Below are 15,318 nucleotides of genomic sequence, written 5' to 3'. Positions count from 1 at the left end.
ACGGCCGTCTGCACACTCCACAAAGGACGGCGATGATGAACAAGACCGCTTTGGCCGCAGTGTTCGCGACGGTTCCCCTCATGCTCGCGCCCACCGCGTCGAGTGCGATCGCCTGCTACGACAACCTCTCCAGCTCGGTCGGGACCATGGCCACGATCGTGCGCGACGAGTTCATCAAGCCCGTCTGCCAGGCGCAGCTGCAACCGGGAGCAGAGCGCCAGGACGTGACACAGCTGCGGGAGGTCGTGATCCCGCAGGCGATCAACAACCTCGCCGGCATGAAGCTGATCTTCGAGCGGTCCAAGCCGGTCCTCGACGGCCTGGTGGAGAAGTGCTACTCGCCGCAGGACTTCTGCAGCCCGGACGCGGTGGGCCGGGCCGTGCGGTGCATCAAGTCCGAGCTGCCCGACATCGCGGCGGCGACGCTGAGCGCGACCACGCTCTCGGAGTCCTGCGACGGGTTCGAGGCGGTGGCCAAGACCGATCCGCAGGGACTGCGCGAGCGGGCCCGCGCCGCCGCCGACTCCTACATCACCTACCTGCGCGGGTAGTCCCCTGGTTCAGTCGCCGTGCGGGTCCTCGGCGTTGAGGGCGGCCACGACCTGGTCGTAGTCGCCGCGGGCCTCGCCGTAGCGCAGGAACTTGACCCGCTCCACCTGGATCTCCCGCACGTCGGGCCGGGCCTCGACGATCCCCATGACCTCGGTGACGTACTCGTCGAGCGGCATGGCGTGGTCGTTGTCGGCCTGGCCCGGCAGCAGGTCCGTCTGCACCGACGGCGGCTCCAGCTCGGTCACCTGCACGGAGGTGCCGGCCAGCTGCAGCCGCAGCGTCTCGCTGAGCATGTGGATCGCGGCCTTGGTGGCGTTGTAGCTCGGCGTCACCTTGAGCGGCGCGAACGCGAGCCCGGACGACACGGTCATGATGGTGGCGTCCGGTCGCGTCTGCAGGTGCTCCACGAACGCCGCGATGAGGCGGATCGGCCCGAGGAGGTTCGTCGTCACGGTCGTCTCCGCCGACTCCAGGAAGGTCTCCGGCCGGCGCCAATCCTCCACGCGCATGACACCCGCCATGGTGATGAGGACGTTCAGCTCGGGGAAGCGCGCCAGCACGTCCTTGGCCGCGTCCTTGACGCTGTCCGCGTCGGCCGTGTCGATCCGCACGGTCTCGACACCGGGGTGCTCGGCCGCGATGCGCTCCAGCAGCTCGGTGCGGCGGCCACCGACGACCACGGTGTTGCCGCGTTCGTGCAGGGCCAGCGCGAGCGCCAGGCCGATGCCGCTGGTGGCGCCGGGGATGAAGACGGTGTTTCCGGTGATGTCCATGAGTGAAAGCTTCTGCCGTTGCCGTCGCACGCGGCAGAGAGCGCTTATCGGGGGATCGGCGATCCCTGGCTCACGGCGCACACACGCCGATACTGAAGCCATGGACCGTGTGGAACTCGCAGCCTTCCTCCGCCGCCGACGCGAAGAGCTCCGGCCGGAGGACGTCGGTCTGCCCGTGGGCGCACGTCGGCGAGCGGCGGGCCTCAGGCGCGAGGAGGTCGCAGCACTGGCCGCGATGTCCACGGACTACTACACGCGCCTTGAACAACAACGCGGCCCGCAACCGAGCGAGCAGATGCTGGCGGCACTGGCCCGCGCGCTGCGCCTGACCGACGACGCCCGCGACTACCTGTTCCGCATCGCCGGCCGCAACGCGCCGTCCCCGTCGGTCACCAGCACCCACGTCGCCCCCGCGCTGCAACGCGTGCTGGACCGCCTCACCGACACCCCGGCGTTGATCCTCTCCAACCTCGGCGAGGTGCTGCTGCAGAACCGGCACGCGGCCGCGCTCTACGGCGACTCGTCGAAGTTCACCGGCCTGGCGCGCAGCGGCATCTACCGCTGGTTCACCGACCCGGACGAACGCCTGATCTACCCCGAGCACGACCGCGACCGCCAGTCCCGCGCCCAAGTCGCGAACCTACGAGCTGCGTACGGCGCTATGGGCGCACGTTCGCGTGCAGGCGAGCTGGTGCGTGTGCTGTCGCGAGAGAGTGCCGAGTTCGCGGAACTGTGGGAACGCCACGAGGTCGCGAAGCGGTTCGAGGACCACAAGGTGCTGGTGCACCCGCAACTGGGCGAGATCGAGGTCGACTGCCAGGCGCTGTTCACGGAGGACCAGTCGCAGGCGCTGCTGGTGCTGACCGCACCGCCGCGCACGGAGGCGTTCGACAAGATCCAGCTGCTGGGCGTGCTCGGGCACGAGACGTTCGAGGACGTCAGGTAGGCCGGCACTCGGTCGTGCTGGCGCCACCCCCGGACGGTGCGGCCACGGTGACGGTGACCTGCACGCAGCCGTCCGCGGTCAGCAGGATGTTGCCGAACACGGCCTGCCCGTCGAACTCGGTGCTGTAGGGAAGTCCCTTCGTCGTCGTCCGCGGACGCTCGGCCGCGATCGTGACGGTCGCGCTCCTCAGGAACGTGACCCGGTCGCTCGGCGTGAACCGGCCCCACGCGACCCGGCAGCGCGGGGAGTAGCGGAGCTCGGCGGTGCCCAGGAAGTTGCGCTGGGCGGTGTTGATCTCGACGCTGTCCAGCGTGGTGACCTCCGGGTCGTAGGCGCACCCGGACTCCTTCGGGTCGGCGCCGTCGGCGACCGGAGCCGCGGTTCCGGCGAACCTCGGCGTCGTGTCCGCCGACGGGGCGAGGTCTCCGGTGGAGTGCGGTTCGCGCCCCACCACCGGGCGGTTCCGAACGCCGCCGCGACCAGGACGGCGACCACCGCGGCGATGGCCGGTCCGGCGCCGGCCTTCCCGGCGGCCCGCTCGGGTTCGCGGGGAGCGGCCGGGGCCGGTTCGTCCGGCGGCAGGCCGAGGTCCGCGCGGGCCTGGACCCAGCGGCGCCGCCAGCCTTAGTGACGTCCCAGGTGGGAGGCGGTGACCGCTGGCAGCGGACGACGGGGTCGCTTTGGAGAAGTGGACCCTGGCCGCCATGGAGCGGCAGGACTCGCCACCGGCCGCGTCCCTCAGCTTCCTGAGCTCGGCGGCGAACAGCTGGGCCGGACCGGTGGACCCGTCGATCGGCCGTTCGGGACGAGGCATGCGCATCCCTCCGGTTGTCCGGACCTGTTGTCCACGCCTGGACAGCGTGTTGGCCAACCCGGTCCGCGCTTAGACCTGAATGGCGATTCCCTTCACTGGTCCACATGTCCGACAGCACGGCGCATTACGCGCAACACCCGGACGGGCAGCGATTCCACTGACGGAGGAAAGGACCGACGATGAGAAGTCTTGTCCGCGGTGTGGCTGTGCCGGCAGCGGTGGTCCCGCGAACGGCACGGCGAGCACCGTGCCGATCCTCCACCCGGAGATCAGCGGCAACGTCCTCGGCTGGGTGGACCTGCGGTGGAGCACCGGCTGCCAGACCAACTGGGCCAGGGTGCGGATGAACTCCGGTGCCGCGTACGCCGTGCCCTCGCTCGGCATCCGGGTGTGGGCGGTGCGCCCCGGCGACGGCACCAGCACGTGGGGCCACGCCTGCAACCCCGTCTGCGACCCCGGCCCCTGCTACGCGTCGTCCGCCTTCTCCGGACAGCTCAACGGGAGCTCCAACCAGGTCGTGTGCGCCTACGGGGGGCTCGCCTACCAGCCGGTCAACGGCCCGGTCGGTTGGCGGCAGGCGAGCTACTGCTTCTGACGGCGAGAGGTGGGCCCGTGGCCGCGAGCCCACCCCCGGCTGTGCCTAGAAGGTCAGCTTCCAGGCGTTGATGTAGCCGGTGTCGCTGCGGTACGTGTCCCGCACCTGCAGCTTCCACACGCCGTTCGCGACCTCGCTGGAGGCGTTGGTCGTGTAGGTCTCCACCACGTTGTCCGCGGAGTCGGAGGTGCTGGAGTCCTTCAGGCGGTACGCCGTGCCGTCCGGGGCGATGAGGTCGATGACCAGGTCGCCGCGGTAGGTGTGCACGACGTCGACGCCGACCTTGAGCGTGGCCGGGGCGTTGCCGGTGAGGCCGGAGACGGTGATCGAGCTGGTCACGGCCGAGCCGGCGTCGGGGATGGCGACGTCGGCGGTGTTCTCGAAGGTCTGGCCGGGCGGGGTGGTGCCGGTGTCGACCGCGGCGAACGCGTCGACGCGGCCCTCGCCGAAGAAGTTGTTCTTGGCGGTGGTGCCGCTGCACCGGGTGTCGGAGCAGGACAGGTCGTCGGCCTGGGTCGCGAGCAGCGTGCGCAGCTGCGCGGGGGTGGCCGTCGGGTTGACCGACTTCAGGAGTGCGGCGACGCCCGCGACGTGCGGGGAGGCCATCGACGTGCCGGACTTCGAACCGAACCGGCCGCCGGGGACGGTCGAGTAGACGCTGTCACCGGGGGCGGCGACGTGGATCTTGTCGGTGCCGAAGTTCGAGAACGACGACTTGGCGTTCGAGGAGGTGATCGACGAGACGCTGACGACGCCGGAGAGCTCACCGGGCACGCTCAGGCAGGCGTTGCTGATCGTGCGGGTCGCGGGCGTGGAGTCGTTGGGGCTGGTCGTGTCCGTGGACTTGGCCGCCAGGTTGTAGTTCTCGTTGCCGGCGGCGGCGACGGTGAGCACGCCCTTGCCCTCGGCGTAGGCGACGGCGCGCTTCACGCCCTCCAGGATCGCGTCCTGGTCGGCGTTGCTCGGGCAGTTGAACAACCAGGGATCGGTGTAGTAGCTGTTGTTGGTCACCTCGAAGCCGCGGTCACCGGAGAAGACCATGGCGCAGATGGTGTTCTCCGCGAAGAACAACCCGCTCGGCTTCTCCGCGATGCGCACCGACGCGATCTTCACGCCCGGCGCCACGCCGACCATGCCCACGCCATTCTTGGCGGCCGCGATCGTGCCTGCGACGTGCGTGCCGTGCGTGTCCGTGTCACGCCACGAGCCTGTGCGCGTGTCGAGCTTGCCGTAGGCGCACGACGCCGAGTTGGCCGCGTCGAAGTTGGCCTTGAGGTCGGCGTGCTGGTCGTCGACACCGGTGTCGAGCACACCGACGGTGACGGTGGGCGAGCCCTGGTTGACCGCCCACGCGCGGTCGGCGCCGATCTGGCTCATGTCCGTGCGCACCGGCTCACCGGCGGCGGGTGTGGCCTGCGCCGGGGCGGCCGGGACGGCCGGGTTCGCCGCCTCGGCGGGCACGTCGGAGGTGCGGGTCGCGCCGACCTTCTGCACGCCGCTCACCGACCGCATCCGGGTCGCGAAGTCCGCGGAACCGGAGTGGGCGACGACGACGCCGATCGCGTCGTAGGAGGCCCAGACCGTGCCGCTGTTGCTCGCGACCGCGGACTTGGCGCCCGCCGTGTCACCGGGTGCGGTGATGACCAAGTACGACCGGTTGCCCGCCGCGGGTGCCGCCACTGCCGGGGTTGCCGCCGCCAGGACCCCGGCGCCCACGACCGCGGCGATGACCGCTGCACGCAGGCGTGTTCTTGTACGCACGAACACGATTCCTCCAACACTCTCGCGGGCTGTCCCCGCGCAGTGTGCGCGGGGCGCAGGGGCCCGTCACGAGCTGAAGAGGAGCATCGCAGGCGTCAGGGACGCGCGGAGTTCAGAAACCCTACGAAAGTCGTGCCAGCCGGTCAGCCAGCCAGGCCAGCGAGAGCGGGTAGCGGTAGTCGATGGCGGCGTGACCGGCGTCGAACAGCTCGAAGTGGACGCGCTCGTCCGGCACGCCCACCGCGGCCAGCTCGGCGCGGAACGCCTCGGCGCCCAGGTCGAGGTGGTACTCGTCGCTGCGGCCCGCGTCGATCCACACCGCGTGCAACGAGCGCACCGCGCCGGCGTGGGTCGCGACCATGCGGACCGGGTCCCGGTCGAGCCAGCGCTGCCACACGTCGGGGCGCAGGACGCCGGTCACCGGGTCGAACGGCAGCTCCGGGGTGCCGTCGTCGAGGGCGGAGAAGCAGGCCGCGACGCCGAGGGTGCTCAGGAGGGTGGCGTCCGCGGGCTTGGTGAAGGCCGGACGGCCCTGGAAATCGGCCCACCACGCGCGGATGTCGTGGTCATAGGCGCGTAGGAAACGCACAGCCTTGGCGAAGTCGGGCAGGTAGCAGTACTCGTAAAGCGTGTCGCCCGCGTGCGTGGCCAGTGCGCCGAACAGGTCGGGGCGCAGCATCGGGGTGATCATCGCGCCGAAGCCGCCGGAGGACTTGCCGGCGATGGCACGGGACTGCGGGGCCGGGATCGTGCGGTAGTGCGCGTCGACCCACGGCACGATCTCGTCGCACAGGTACGAGTGGTAACGGCCGGTGCCGGGGGAGTCGACGAACTGCGAGCCGCCGTAGGTGGTCCAGGCGTCGACGTAGACGACGACGCACGGCGGGGCGCCGTTCGCGAACACGGCGTCCGCGGTCTCGACGAACGGCTGGCGGAACGGCGTGCGGTTGGCCCACATGCCCAGGTGGCCGGTGTAGCCCTGGATCACGTACACGGCCGGGTAGCGCTCGTCGGACGAGTCGTAGCCCGGCGGCACGTACACCCACAGCGGGCGCTCGTGCGGGTCGCCGAGCGGGTTGCCGCGCAGCAGCTCGGATTCGACGGTGTGCCGGTCGAGCCGGCCGGCGAGTTCGCCCTCCCACGGAAGCATGCGACCGAGTCAACCACGATCTTGCTGTTGGCTCGCGAACCTCGCTACGCGCGCACGGTTGCCGCACGACGCTTTGCACCACTGCTGGCGGCCGTGCTGCTGCACGAAGTACCGCACGCACCTGGGGGCCTGGCACGAACGCAGGCGGGGTGCGAGCGGGCCGGTGAGGAACTCGACGACCGCGAGGGCCAGTGCGCCCTCGACGAGCGCGGGACCCCGTGCCGCGGTCTGCAGCCGGCGCCGGACGCCGTCCTCGATCGTCACGACGGTCTCGGCTCGCAGCGCGTTGACGGCGTTGTGCAGGACGGCGGCGGCCTCGGTGTCGCTCATCCGCCGCGTCCGCTCGACCCGGCTCGGCGGGTGCGGGAACACGGAGGCGGCAAACGCCGAGCGCGCGGCGAACCGCAGGGTGCGCACGCGGTCCGGCACCACGAGCGCGCCGGGGAAGCGGTTCGCGACCCAGTTGTGCACCTCCGCGTCGGTGGCGAGGTGGTCGGCCACGCCGCCGTTGCCGTCGTCGGCGATGGTGCTGACCAACGCCAGCGCCGTCACGCCGTCGGTGCCGTCCGGCAGTGTGAACACCAAGCCTCCGCTAACGGTAAATGCAGATTTACCGTTAGCCTAGCTCGGGTGACGACTCTCCTGCACCTCAGCGACTGCCACCTCGACGGGTCACCGGAGCGGGCGGACCGGCTCCGCGCGGTGCTCGACCTGCTGCCCGCGAACCGGCAGCCGGACGCGGTCGTGCTCACCGGGGACATCGCCGACAACGGCGTCGAGCCCGAGTACGAGCAGTTCAGCGCGGTGATGGAGGGTCGGCTGCCGTGGCTCGCGGTGCCGGGCAACCACGACGTGCCCGCGCTGGTGCCGTCCGTGCCGGTGCTCGACGTGGGCGAGCTGCGGGTGATCGGCGTCGACGTGGTCGTACCGGGGGAGAACCACGGAGTGCTGCGGGAGGAGGAGGCCGATCGGGTGGCCGCGCTCGCCGCGGGCGCCGAGCGGACGGTGCTCGCGTTCCACCAGCCCCCGATGGAGATCGGCCACACCTACGTCGACCCGATGCGGCTGCTGAACGCGGACGCGCTGGCCGCGCTCGTCGACCGCATCGGCACCGTCACGGCGATCCTCTGCGGACACGTCCACACCGCCTGCGTGGCGCAGTTCGCGGGCGTGCCCGTGCTCGTGGCGCCCGGCATCGTCTCCGCGGCGAACCTCGACGGCGACCACCCGACCGCGAACCGCGAGCACCCGCCGGGCATGGCACTGCACCAGTTCACCGGGCACGGCATCGTCACGACGTTCCACTACGCGTGCTGACCGGCCCGGTCCGTCACACGGGACGCCACAGCCGCAGCTGCAGCATCGCCGCGAACCGGGCGTCCGGGTCGGTCAGGTCGAGCTCGCCCACCTCGGCCAGGCGCCGCAGCCGGTAGCGGAACGTGTTGGGGTGCACGAAGACGGCGGCCGAGGCGGCGGCGACGTCGCCGAAGGCGTCCAGCCACGCGCTGAGCGTCTCCACGAGGTTGCCGTTGTGCCGGAGGTCGTAGTCGATCAGCCGCGCCACCGGGCCGGTGAGGGTGTCGCCGCGTTCGGCGATCAGGTCGGCCAGCTCCAGCAGCAGGCCCTCGCTGTGCACGTCGGACACCCGTGCGACCGCGCGCTGCGACCGGCCGGCGCGCAGCACCCGCAACGCCAGGTCGGCGCCCGCCTTGGACCGGGCGAGGGTCAGCCCGTCGGCCACCGGCCCGACGCCGACGACGACCCGGTCGCCGATGCGGGTGCGGAAGTCCGTGGCGATCCGCAGCGCCCGGTCCTCGGACTCGGTGGGCAGGATCGCGTAGGCGACGTCACCGACGAGCGCGGCGGCCGCACGCGGGTGGACGGCCGTGAGGTGCATGGCGAACGCGTCCGCGACCTGCTGGCGTTCGGCCAGCAGCCGGGCGTGCTCCGCCGGGTCGTCCACGTGCGAGTCGGCGAGCGCGAGGACGAGCACCACGCACTCCTGGTCGGTCAGCCCGAGCCGGCGCACCGCCTCCGCCGCACCCGCACCGCCCTCGACCGCGGTGCTGACCAGGTCCGCGCGCAACCGGCGTTCGACGTCGGCACCCGCACGCTGCCGCATCAGGTGCAGCGCCACGAGCTTGGCCGCGTCGCAGAACGCCAGCTCGCGGTCCGCGGGCAGCGGCGCCCGCACCGCCGCCCAGATCGAGCCGAGCACCTCGTCGCCCGCCCGCACCGCGACCGCGACCCTGGGCAGGCACACACCCCCGTCGTCATCGGGCAGGTCCGCGATGTAGACGGGCTGGTCGCTGCGGTAGAGCCGGCGGAACACCCCGCGTGCCTCCAGCAGCTGCGAGTACCGCGCAGGCACCTGCCGCCCCAGGATCGTCTGCACGCGCGAGGCGTCCGCCTGCTCCTGCCGCCCGGAGAACGCGAGCACCCGCGAGCTGCGGTCCTCGATCGTCACCGGCGCGCTGATCAGCGACGCGACGGCGTTGGCCAGCGCGAACAGGTCACCGGCCGGGGTGCCGCCCAGTGTCTCCGAGTCGGTGACCTCGCCCTCGGCCAGCAACGACCGCAGCAGCGCGGCCAGCTGCGTCCACGACGCCCCCGGCGCGAGCCCGAGCAGCGCCACACCGGAGCGGTCGGCCGCCGCGGCGACCTCGTCGGTCAGCACGACCGGGCCGCGCACGACGAGCCCGGCCGCGCCGAGCACGCCCAGCTCGTCGAGGCGGGCCCGCACGTCCGCCGGTTCCCGCACGCCGACGCCGAGCACCAGCGCGCGCGGCGGCAGCACCTGGTCGTCGTGCGGGTCGTCGATCACCACGCCGCCGATGCCACCGGCCCGCGCGGGGTCGCCGCGGACCAGGTCGATCAGCGTCGTGCCGAGGTCGTCGAGCACGCGGGCGAGGCCGGTTCGGTTGCTCACCCCGCCACCGTGCCACGGGAACCGTCTACAGAGGAATCCCTTGCGCGTCCGACGTCCGCTGCCTCACCGCACGGCACCCCCGGCGCTCCAGCGAGCGACGACGGCGATGGTCGACAGGACCAGGGCGGCCGCGACCCAGGTGATGCCGCGAAAGGCCCCGGTGAGCGCCTCGGCCGCGGCGGCGGAGCTCCGGGCGTCCAGCAACGAGGCCGATCCTCCGGCCCCCTCGCGGTAGAACACCGCGGTCACGGTGCCGAGGACGGCGATCCCCACCGCCGCGCCGGTCTCGTACGACACGGACTCGATCCCCGCGGCCGCCCCGGCCTGCTGCTCCGGCGCGGTCGTCATGACCAGGTCGGACGCGATCATCTGGACCAGGCCGTGGCCGAACCCGACAAGCACGAGTCCTCCCGCGAACACCACGTCCGACGCCACCAGCGCGTAGCCCGCCGCGGCGAGGGCCAGGCCACCCGGTACCGCCAGGCGTGCGCCCAGCCGCGGCAGGAGCCATCCTCCGATCGGGCCCGCGAGCACCGCCGCCACCGGCATGGGCAGCAGCCGCCACGCCGCCTCGGCCGGCGACAGACCGAGCGCCAGTTGCAGGTACTGCACCAGTTGCAGCTCGAACCCGACCATCACCAGCACCGGCAGCACCGAGATGACGACCCCGGCCCGCAACGGTGGCAGCCGGAACAGCGACAGGTCGAGCAGAGGGTGCTCCAGCACGCGCTGCCGGCGCAGGAACACCACGATCGCCAGGACTCCGGCCGCGCCCGGTACGACCACCTCCGCCACCCCCACCCCGTCGTGGGTGAGAGCGATGACCGCGTAGGCGGTCCCCACCGAACCGATCACCGCCAGCACCGGCGACAACGCCTCCCACGGCCGCGGCTCCGGTTCCGGGTTGTTGCGCAGCACCAGCAGCACCGCCGGTACCGCCACCGCCACGACCGGCAGGTTGACCAGGAACGTCGAGCCCCACCAGAAGTGGTGCAGCAGGAACCCGCCGGCCACCGGCCCCAGTGCCGACGCCCCCGCCGCCACCGCGCTCCACCCGCCGATCGCGACGGCGTGCTCGCGCGGATCGGAGAACGTCTGCCGGATCACCGCCAGCGTCGCCGGGATGATCATCGCCGCTCCCACCGCCAGCAACGCCCGGCCGGCGACGAGCGCGAGCGGCGTGCCGGCCAGTGAGGAGAACGCGGAAGCCACCCCGAACACACCCAGCCCGATCAGCAGCAGCCGCCGATGACCGATGCGGTCTCCCAGCGGCCCGGTGACCAGGACCAGGCCGATCATCAGCAACGAGTAGACGTCCACCACCCACAGCAGTTCGGTGGTGGAGGCGTCGAGCGCTTCGGCGAGCGTGGGCACCGCGATGGTCAGGATCGTGACGTCGACGGCGGCGGGGAGGAAGCAGAGCAGGACCACCGCGAGCACCAGCCACCGCCTGGCAGCGCCGACACCGGTCGCCGACGTCACCGGAAGAGTCCCAGGGCCGTCCTGGTCTTCGCGATGAGGTCGTGCAGCTCGGCGATGCCGGGGGCGAAGAACATGCAGCTCAGTCTGCCGCAGCCGAGGTCGGTCAACTCAGCCGGAACCACCCCGCGGCCGGCGTGCCTGGGCGAGGCGACCAGGTTTCCGAGCTGCCGCAGCAGTTCCGGCAGCGTCAAGCCGGTCGGCAGACCGTAGAAGTCGTAGTTCGCGACGGTCGTCGTTTCCAGGTAGTCCGGCCCGATCAGCTCGTACCCGAACTCGTGCACGTGCGTGGACCCGGTCCGGCGGGCGTTGAGGTCGTGGGCGTACACGACGCCGTCGCGGGCGATCGCGTCGATGCCGAAGTGGCCTCGGTAACCGCGCCGCTGAAGCTCCCGCGCCAGCCGCATCCCGCCGTCGACCAGTGCCCGGTACCACCAGCGCGTGCGCAGCTCCCGCGAGGTGACGTTGCCGCGCAGGTGCGTGGCACCCTCGAACAGCATCTCGGTGGTGTAGCAAAGGCGTGGTTCCGCGGTTTCGGGCACCACGTACTCCACGGACGGGAACTCGACGTCGCCGTCGAGGAACTCCTCGACCACGACCGGTTCGTCCGCGTAGAACTGGCTGCCGGCCAGCGTGCGCGCCACGTGCTCGGCGGTGTCGCCCGGCTGGAAGATGAGCAGCCCGAGACTCGCCTCGCCCCGGTCGGCCTTCACGATGCACGGCGTCCCCGCGGCGAGCATCGCCGTCACAGCGGCCGTGACCGCCTCCTGGCCGGCGTGGTGCTCACCCGCCGGAACGCGGAACGGGCCTTCGAGCATGCCGAGGTCCGCGGCGAGGTCGCGCAGCCCGGTCTTGGTGTCGGCCAGGTCGCGCAGGGACTGGTCGGGAGTGCTCTCCGGCAGCTCGGCGGTGACCCCGTGCCGTTCCCGCATCACCTCGGCGAACAGCCACAGGTCGGCGGTGGTGGTGTGCGGGATGATCCGGATCCGGCGACCGGGGCCTGCGTGGTCCGCGAGCGCGGCCATCAACGCCGGGTCGGCGATCATGTCGGCGAACAGCGAGCCCGTCGACCGCGACGGCCACAGGTTCACCACCCCCGGGAGCTCCAGGAACTCCTGGTGCCAGGCCAGGTCGCCGATCGGTTCGTAGGTGACGAGCACCTTGTCCAGCGGGCCCCAGAACAGTGCCTGGTCCTGCTGGGCGTAGCACTCGGCGAGCAGCGCATCGACGTCGTCCGCGCGGATCGCGAAGTCGCGCAAGGTGTCCACGGCGTTGCACACGCAGACGGTGGGCACGTGCTGATCGGTCACGGTTCCTCCTCGGTCGGTGTGCGCAGCAGTCCGTCTCCTCGGGACACCAGGTCGACCGCGGACGACACCACGTGCCAGAACAGCTCCTCACCGAACGACGCGGAGGCGCCGGAGGTGCTGGAGAGGATGCCGCGGGTGGTCATGGTGGTCACGTCCGCGGGGTGGAGGTAGACGCCTGCGCGTGGTGGGTGGTCGTGGTCCAGGCGCAGCCCGGACACGAGGTCGGGGCGCAGGAACAGCATCAGGCTGGTCTCGGTGAGCCCGGCGTGCTCGGCGTGCCAGCCGGGGAAGGCGGGGACGCGCTCGGCCAGCCAGCTGTCGTCGACCAGGCTCCACCAGCTCAGCGCCATGAACTCCTTGCCGTGGGCGGCCGGGCGCCTGGCGACGTCGTCGAGCGCCTCGAACACGAAGGGCTCGTTCTCGAAGTGCCCGTTGACGACCAGCAACCTCTTGAACGGCAACGCGCACAGCGATTCCAGCGCGTCCACCAGGAAGTCCAGCAACGACCGCCCGCGCACGTGGACGGTGCCGGGGAACGACAGCCCGCCACCGCTCTGCGGTAGCGACCGGGCCGCGATGGACTGCACCGGCAGCGTGAGCGCGGTGAGCTCGTAGGCGATCTGCTGGGCGAACGCCTCTGCCAGCACGAAGTCGACGGACAGCGGCAGGTGCGGCCCGTGCTGCTCGATCGAGCCGATCGGCCACACGACCGTGCGCCCCGCGGTGGCCTCGACCACCTCGGCGCTGCTGACGTCGCAGAGCCGGGGCCCGGTCGACCGGGGCGTCACGACGGCACCCGCCGGGTCCGGTCGAGCACCTCGGTCTCGGCGACGATCCTGGTCAGCGTCGGGTAGAGGTCGGTGTGCAGCGCGGTGTAGACCTGGGCGGCGCACGCGCCGACCCGCAGGTAGTCGTGCACGTCCCGGCCGGACTCGACACCGCCGGAACCGAGCACCGGCAGGGTGAAACCCGCACGCCGCAGGCGCCAGATCGAGGCGAGCACCAGCGGTTTGATGCCGGGGCCGGAGTACCCGAACGTGCCACCGAGGCGCAGCAGGCCGGTGTCGGGATCGACGGCCGCGGCGGGCAGGGTGTCGCTGAGCGTCAGCGCGTCCGCGCCCGCGGCCTCGGCGGCCGCCGCCCTGGCCGGCAGCCCTTCGCCGCTGGCGAGCTTGACGGCGAACGGGATCGTGGTCGCGGCACGGGCCGCCGCGGTGTAGGCGTGGACGCGTTCCGGGGTGTCCTCCAGGCCGTCCTCCTCGTTGAGGCACGAGATGCCCAGCTCCAGGGCGCGGCAGCCGGTGCCCTCGACCTCGGCGGCCAGCTCGGCGAGCTCCCCGGGGCTGTCGGCGTGCAGCGAGGCGATCACCGGCAGGCCGTCGGCCGCCATCCCGCGCAGCACGGAAAGCCAGTGCCCGACAGGGCGCTTGGAGTAGGTGGTGCTGTTCATCATGCCGGTGGGCAGCCGGATGATGCGCTCGTCGAGGCCCGCCGGCGGGCTGGGGTGGATGGTCTTGGTGACCACCGCGCCCGCGCCCGCGTCCAGCATCCTGCGCAGGGTGCGTTCCTGGTCGGTGAGCAGTCCCGAGCCGACCAGCACCGGCGACGTCACGTCGATGCCGAGCACGGTGGTGCCCACCTCAGGCCGCCGTCCTGGCCCGGCCGAGGGCGGCGAGCACGCCGTCCACCAGCAGGCCGGGCGCCTCCGCGAACTCGGCCGCGGACAGGAAGACGGCGTCGGCGACCCGTGCCAGGCCTTTGAGCAGGTGGCTGGCCGAGTCGGCGAAGGGCTGCTCGGTGATCCCGACGATCGGGCGGCCCAGAGCGCTGGCCCAGCCCAGCTCGATGTGCGTGCCGTCGGTGCGCAGCAGGGTGCCGTCGGCGAGCACCGGCAGCACCGGCACGAACACGTCGCACGCGCGCATCCAGCCGAAGTCGCGTTCGGACACCTGGTCCGGGGTGAAGTCCGCGGTGGTGACGCCGAAGCGCTCGGCGACGTGCGCGGACAACACCGCGCCGCCCGCCCGCTCCACCTGGTCGATGGCCGCGTGCAGCCGGTCGCTGACCGCGCCGAGCATGCCGCCCGGCACCAGCGCGTGCTGGATCGGACCGCCGACGAACACGGTGGCGCCCGTCAGCGGGCGCGAAGGGGGAACCATTCCGGCAGCTCCTTCGGGTTTCGCGATGCCGGGCCGCGGGAGTCGGCGGGTATCGCGATCCGGTTGACAGAAGATGTGGGCACTGAATTGCCCGTTCGGGCATTGGTGGGTGAGGCGCGAGAGCGTGGCCGCGGGGACCGCAATTGCGGATCGCCTGTCACGGCCTTCGTTGTCCACAAGGCCTCGGCCTCGATCAGGCTGGCACGAGTCGCCGATAGCCGCAACATCAACCACGAACACTTTTAACGGCAACAGAATCCACTGCTCAGCAGTAATCAGGGCTTCTACGTGCGCAAATATCGAGTCCACAAAGGAGTTACGAAACCCGAAAAACACCCGTTCGGATCATATATGAGACCGATTGAACTATGAAAACTCCTAGTACACCCCACTGGGCGTTGACCGTCGGCGAAGTCGATGCGTAGCTTCAGGACATCGAGCTGCGCGCGACCATTACCGGCTTATTCCACCTCATCGAGCCTGGGGTCTGACAACTCGCACGCACGACGACACAACCCCTCCCGGAATTGGGTGAAACCCCCGGAAGAAGTAGGGAAACTGCTCATGAATTCGTTGCAGACGATCAAGCGCATCCTGTCCGCCGACGTGCTGGTCGAGATCCCCGAGGACCGGATGGGTCTCGACGACCAGCTCCGCGAGGGCTACGGCATGGACTCGCTCGGGTTCGTGGAGCTGCGCGTGCGCTGCGAAGAGGTCTTCGGCGTGGAGATCGAGGACGGGGCACTCGCCGGGCTGATGACGCTCGGTGACGTCCTCGCCCTGGTCGAGCGGCTGACCAGGGCGCAGCACTCGACCGCGGGCGCCTGACCCGCCCTGGACCACGACACGA

At 71.5% G+C, this 15,318-nt stretch carries 16 protein-coding genes; 5 read left to right on the top strand and 11 right to left on the bottom strand.

The window, feature by feature from the left end:
* The first annotated feature begins 32 nt into the window (after positions 1-32).
* Positions 33-551, top strand: coding sequence for a hypothetical protein (locus tag AB0A63_RS11950; RefSeq protein WP_360388869.1), 519 nt, complete (start codon positions 33-35; stop codon positions 549-551).
* A 9-nt stretch (positions 552-560) separates the two neighbouring features.
* Here AB0A63_RS11950 and AB0A63_RS11945 read toward each other — a convergent pair whose 3' ends face one another.
* Positions 561-1,325 carry an SDR family NAD(P)-dependent oxidoreductase gene (locus tag AB0A63_RS11945; protein ID WP_360388866.1) on the bottom strand — a complete coding sequence of 255 codons (765 nt, stop codon included), beginning with the start codon at positions 1,323-1,325 and terminating at the stop codon, positions 561-563.
* Positions 1,326-1,425: 100 nt separating this feature from the next.
* On the opposite strand from AB0A63_RS11945, the gene AB0A63_RS11940 reads away from it, so the two are divergent.
* Positions 1,426-2,271, top strand: coding sequence for a helix-turn-helix domain-containing protein (locus AB0A63_RS11940; RefSeq protein ID WP_360388864.1), 846 nt, complete (start codon positions 1,426-1,428; stop codon positions 2,269-2,271).
* Here the strand turns inward: AB0A63_RS11940 and AB0A63_RS11935 are convergent.
* Entirely contained in the window at positions 2,264-2,722 is a 459-nt protein-coding gene (locus AB0A63_RS11935; protein WP_360388861.1) for a DUF2690 domain-containing protein, read from the bottom strand. The two genes, AB0A63_RS11940 and AB0A63_RS11935, sit on opposite strands and share 8 nt — an antisense overlap.
* 610 nt (positions 2,723-3,332) lie before the next feature.
* Here AB0A63_RS11935 and AB0A63_RS11930 point away from each other — a divergent pair.
* Entirely contained in the window at positions 3,333-3,680 is a 348-nt protein-coding gene (locus tag AB0A63_RS11930; protein WP_360388860.1) for a hypothetical protein, read from the top strand.
* A 45-nt stretch (positions 3,681-3,725) separates the two neighbouring features.
* On the opposite strand, the gene AB0A63_RS11925 is transcribed toward AB0A63_RS11930, so the two are convergent.
* From AB0A63_RS11925 to AB0A63_RS11915, 3 genes are all read right to left on the bottom strand, one after another.
* Positions 3,726-5,441 carry a S8 family serine peptidase gene (locus AB0A63_RS11925; RefSeq protein ID WP_360388857.1) on the bottom strand — a complete coding sequence of 572 codons (1,716 nt, stop codon included), beginning with the start codon at positions 5,439-5,441 and terminating at the stop codon, positions 3,726-3,728.
* Between the two features lie 121 nt (positions 5,442-5,562).
* Positions 5,563-6,591: an alpha/beta hydrolase-fold protein gene (locus tag AB0A63_RS11920; RefSeq protein ID WP_360388855.1), complete on the bottom strand. Its 1,029-nt coding sequence runs from the start codon at positions 6,589-6,591 to the stop codon at positions 5,563-5,565.
* Between the two features lie 9 nt (positions 6,592-6,600).
* Positions 6,601-7,173, bottom strand: coding sequence for a CGNR zinc finger domain-containing protein (locus AB0A63_RS11915; protein ID WP_360388852.1), 573 nt, complete (start codon positions 7,171-7,173; stop codon positions 6,601-6,603).
* A 48-nt stretch (positions 7,174-7,221) separates the two neighbouring features.
* Between AB0A63_RS11915 and AB0A63_RS11910 the strand changes: the two genes are divergently transcribed.
* Positions 7,222-7,908: a metallophosphoesterase gene (locus AB0A63_RS11910; protein WP_360388849.1), complete on the top strand. Its 687-nt coding sequence runs from the start codon at positions 7,222-7,224 to the stop codon at positions 7,906-7,908.
* 13 nt (positions 7,909-7,921) lie between these two features.
* On the opposite strand, the gene AB0A63_RS11905 is transcribed toward AB0A63_RS11910, so the two are convergent.
* The 6 genes from AB0A63_RS11905 to AB0A63_RS11880 all read right to left on the bottom strand — a co-directional run bounded on the left by AB0A63_RS11905 (position 7,922) and on the right by AB0A63_RS11880 (position 14,468).
* The gene (locus AB0A63_RS11905; RefSeq protein ID WP_360388847.1) at positions 7,922-9,520 is read right to left on the bottom strand and encodes a helix-turn-helix domain-containing protein; all 1,599 of its coding nucleotides are present in this window, start codon (positions 9,518-9,520) and stop codon (positions 7,922-7,924) included.
* Positions 9,521-9,583: 63 nt separating this feature from the next.
* A complete protein-coding gene (locus tag AB0A63_RS11900; protein WP_360388844.1) occupies positions 9,584-11,002 on the bottom strand; it encodes an MFS transporter in 1,419 nt (472 codons plus the stop codon).
* Positions 10,999-12,309 (bottom strand): hypothetical protein, encoded by a 1,311-nt coding sequence (locus tag AB0A63_RS11895; protein ID WP_360388841.1) that lies wholly within the window; start codon positions 12,307-12,309, stop codon positions 10,999-11,001. Before AB0A63_RS11895 ends, AB0A63_RS11900 begins: the two co-directional genes overlap by 4 nt.
* A complete protein-coding gene (locus tag AB0A63_RS11890) occupies positions 12,306-13,097 on the bottom strand; it encodes a creatininase family protein (protein WP_360388839.1) in 792 nt (263 codons plus the stop codon). Before AB0A63_RS11890 ends, AB0A63_RS11895 begins: the two co-directional genes overlap by 4 nt.
* A complete protein-coding gene (locus AB0A63_RS11885) occupies positions 13,094-13,948 on the bottom strand; it encodes a hypothetical protein (RefSeq protein ID WP_360388836.1) in 855 nt (284 codons plus the stop codon). The genes AB0A63_RS11890 and AB0A63_RS11885 overlap by 4 nt, the downstream gene beginning before the upstream one ends.
* A gap of 1 nt (position 13,949) precedes the next feature.
* The gene (locus AB0A63_RS11880; RefSeq protein ID WP_360388833.1) at positions 13,950-14,468 is read right to left on the bottom strand and encodes a hypothetical protein; all 519 of its coding nucleotides are present in this window, start codon (positions 14,466-14,468) and stop codon (positions 13,950-13,952) included.
* A gap of 564 nt (positions 14,469-15,032) precedes the next feature.
* On the opposite strand from AB0A63_RS11880, the gene AB0A63_RS11875 reads away from it, so the two are divergent.
* Positions 15,033-15,296: an acyl carrier protein gene (locus AB0A63_RS11875; RefSeq protein WP_360388830.1), complete on the top strand. Its 264-nt coding sequence runs from the start codon at positions 15,033-15,035 to the stop codon at positions 15,294-15,296.
* Positions 15,297-15,318 lie beyond the last annotated feature (22 nt).

This window comes from Lentzea sp. NPDC042327, assembly GCF_040647275.1.
Classification (GTDB): Bacteria; Actinomycetota; Actinomycetes; order Mycobacteriales; family Pseudonocardiaceae; genus Lentzea.
Note: the sequence above shows the minus strand (reverse complement) of the source record. Positions and strands in the feature narration are given on the sequence as shown.

Coding starts and splice junctions, on each gene's coding strand:
- AB0A63_RS11950 (WP_360388869.1), top strand. CDS start 33: ATGATGAACAAGACCGCTTTGGCCGCAGTGTTCGCGACGGTTCCCCTC.
- AB0A63_RS11945 (WP_360388866.1), bottom strand. CDS start 1,325: ATGGACATCACCGGAAACACCGTCTTCATCCCCGGCGCCACCAGCGGC.
- AB0A63_RS11940 (WP_360388864.1), top strand. CDS start 1,426: ATGGACCGTGTGGAACTCGCAGCCTTCCTCCGCCGCCGACGCGAAGAG.
- AB0A63_RS11920 (WP_360388855.1), bottom strand. CDS start 6,591: ATGCTTCCGTGGGAGGGCGAACTCGCCGGCCGGCTCGACCGGCACACC.
- AB0A63_RS11880 (WP_360388833.1), bottom strand. CDS start 14,468: ATGGTTCCCCCTTCGCGCCCGCTGACGGGCGCCACCGTGTTCGTCGGC.
- AB0A63_RS11875 (WP_360388830.1), top strand. CDS start 15,033: ATGAATTCGTTGCAGACGATCAAGCGCATCCTGTCCGCCGACGTGCTG.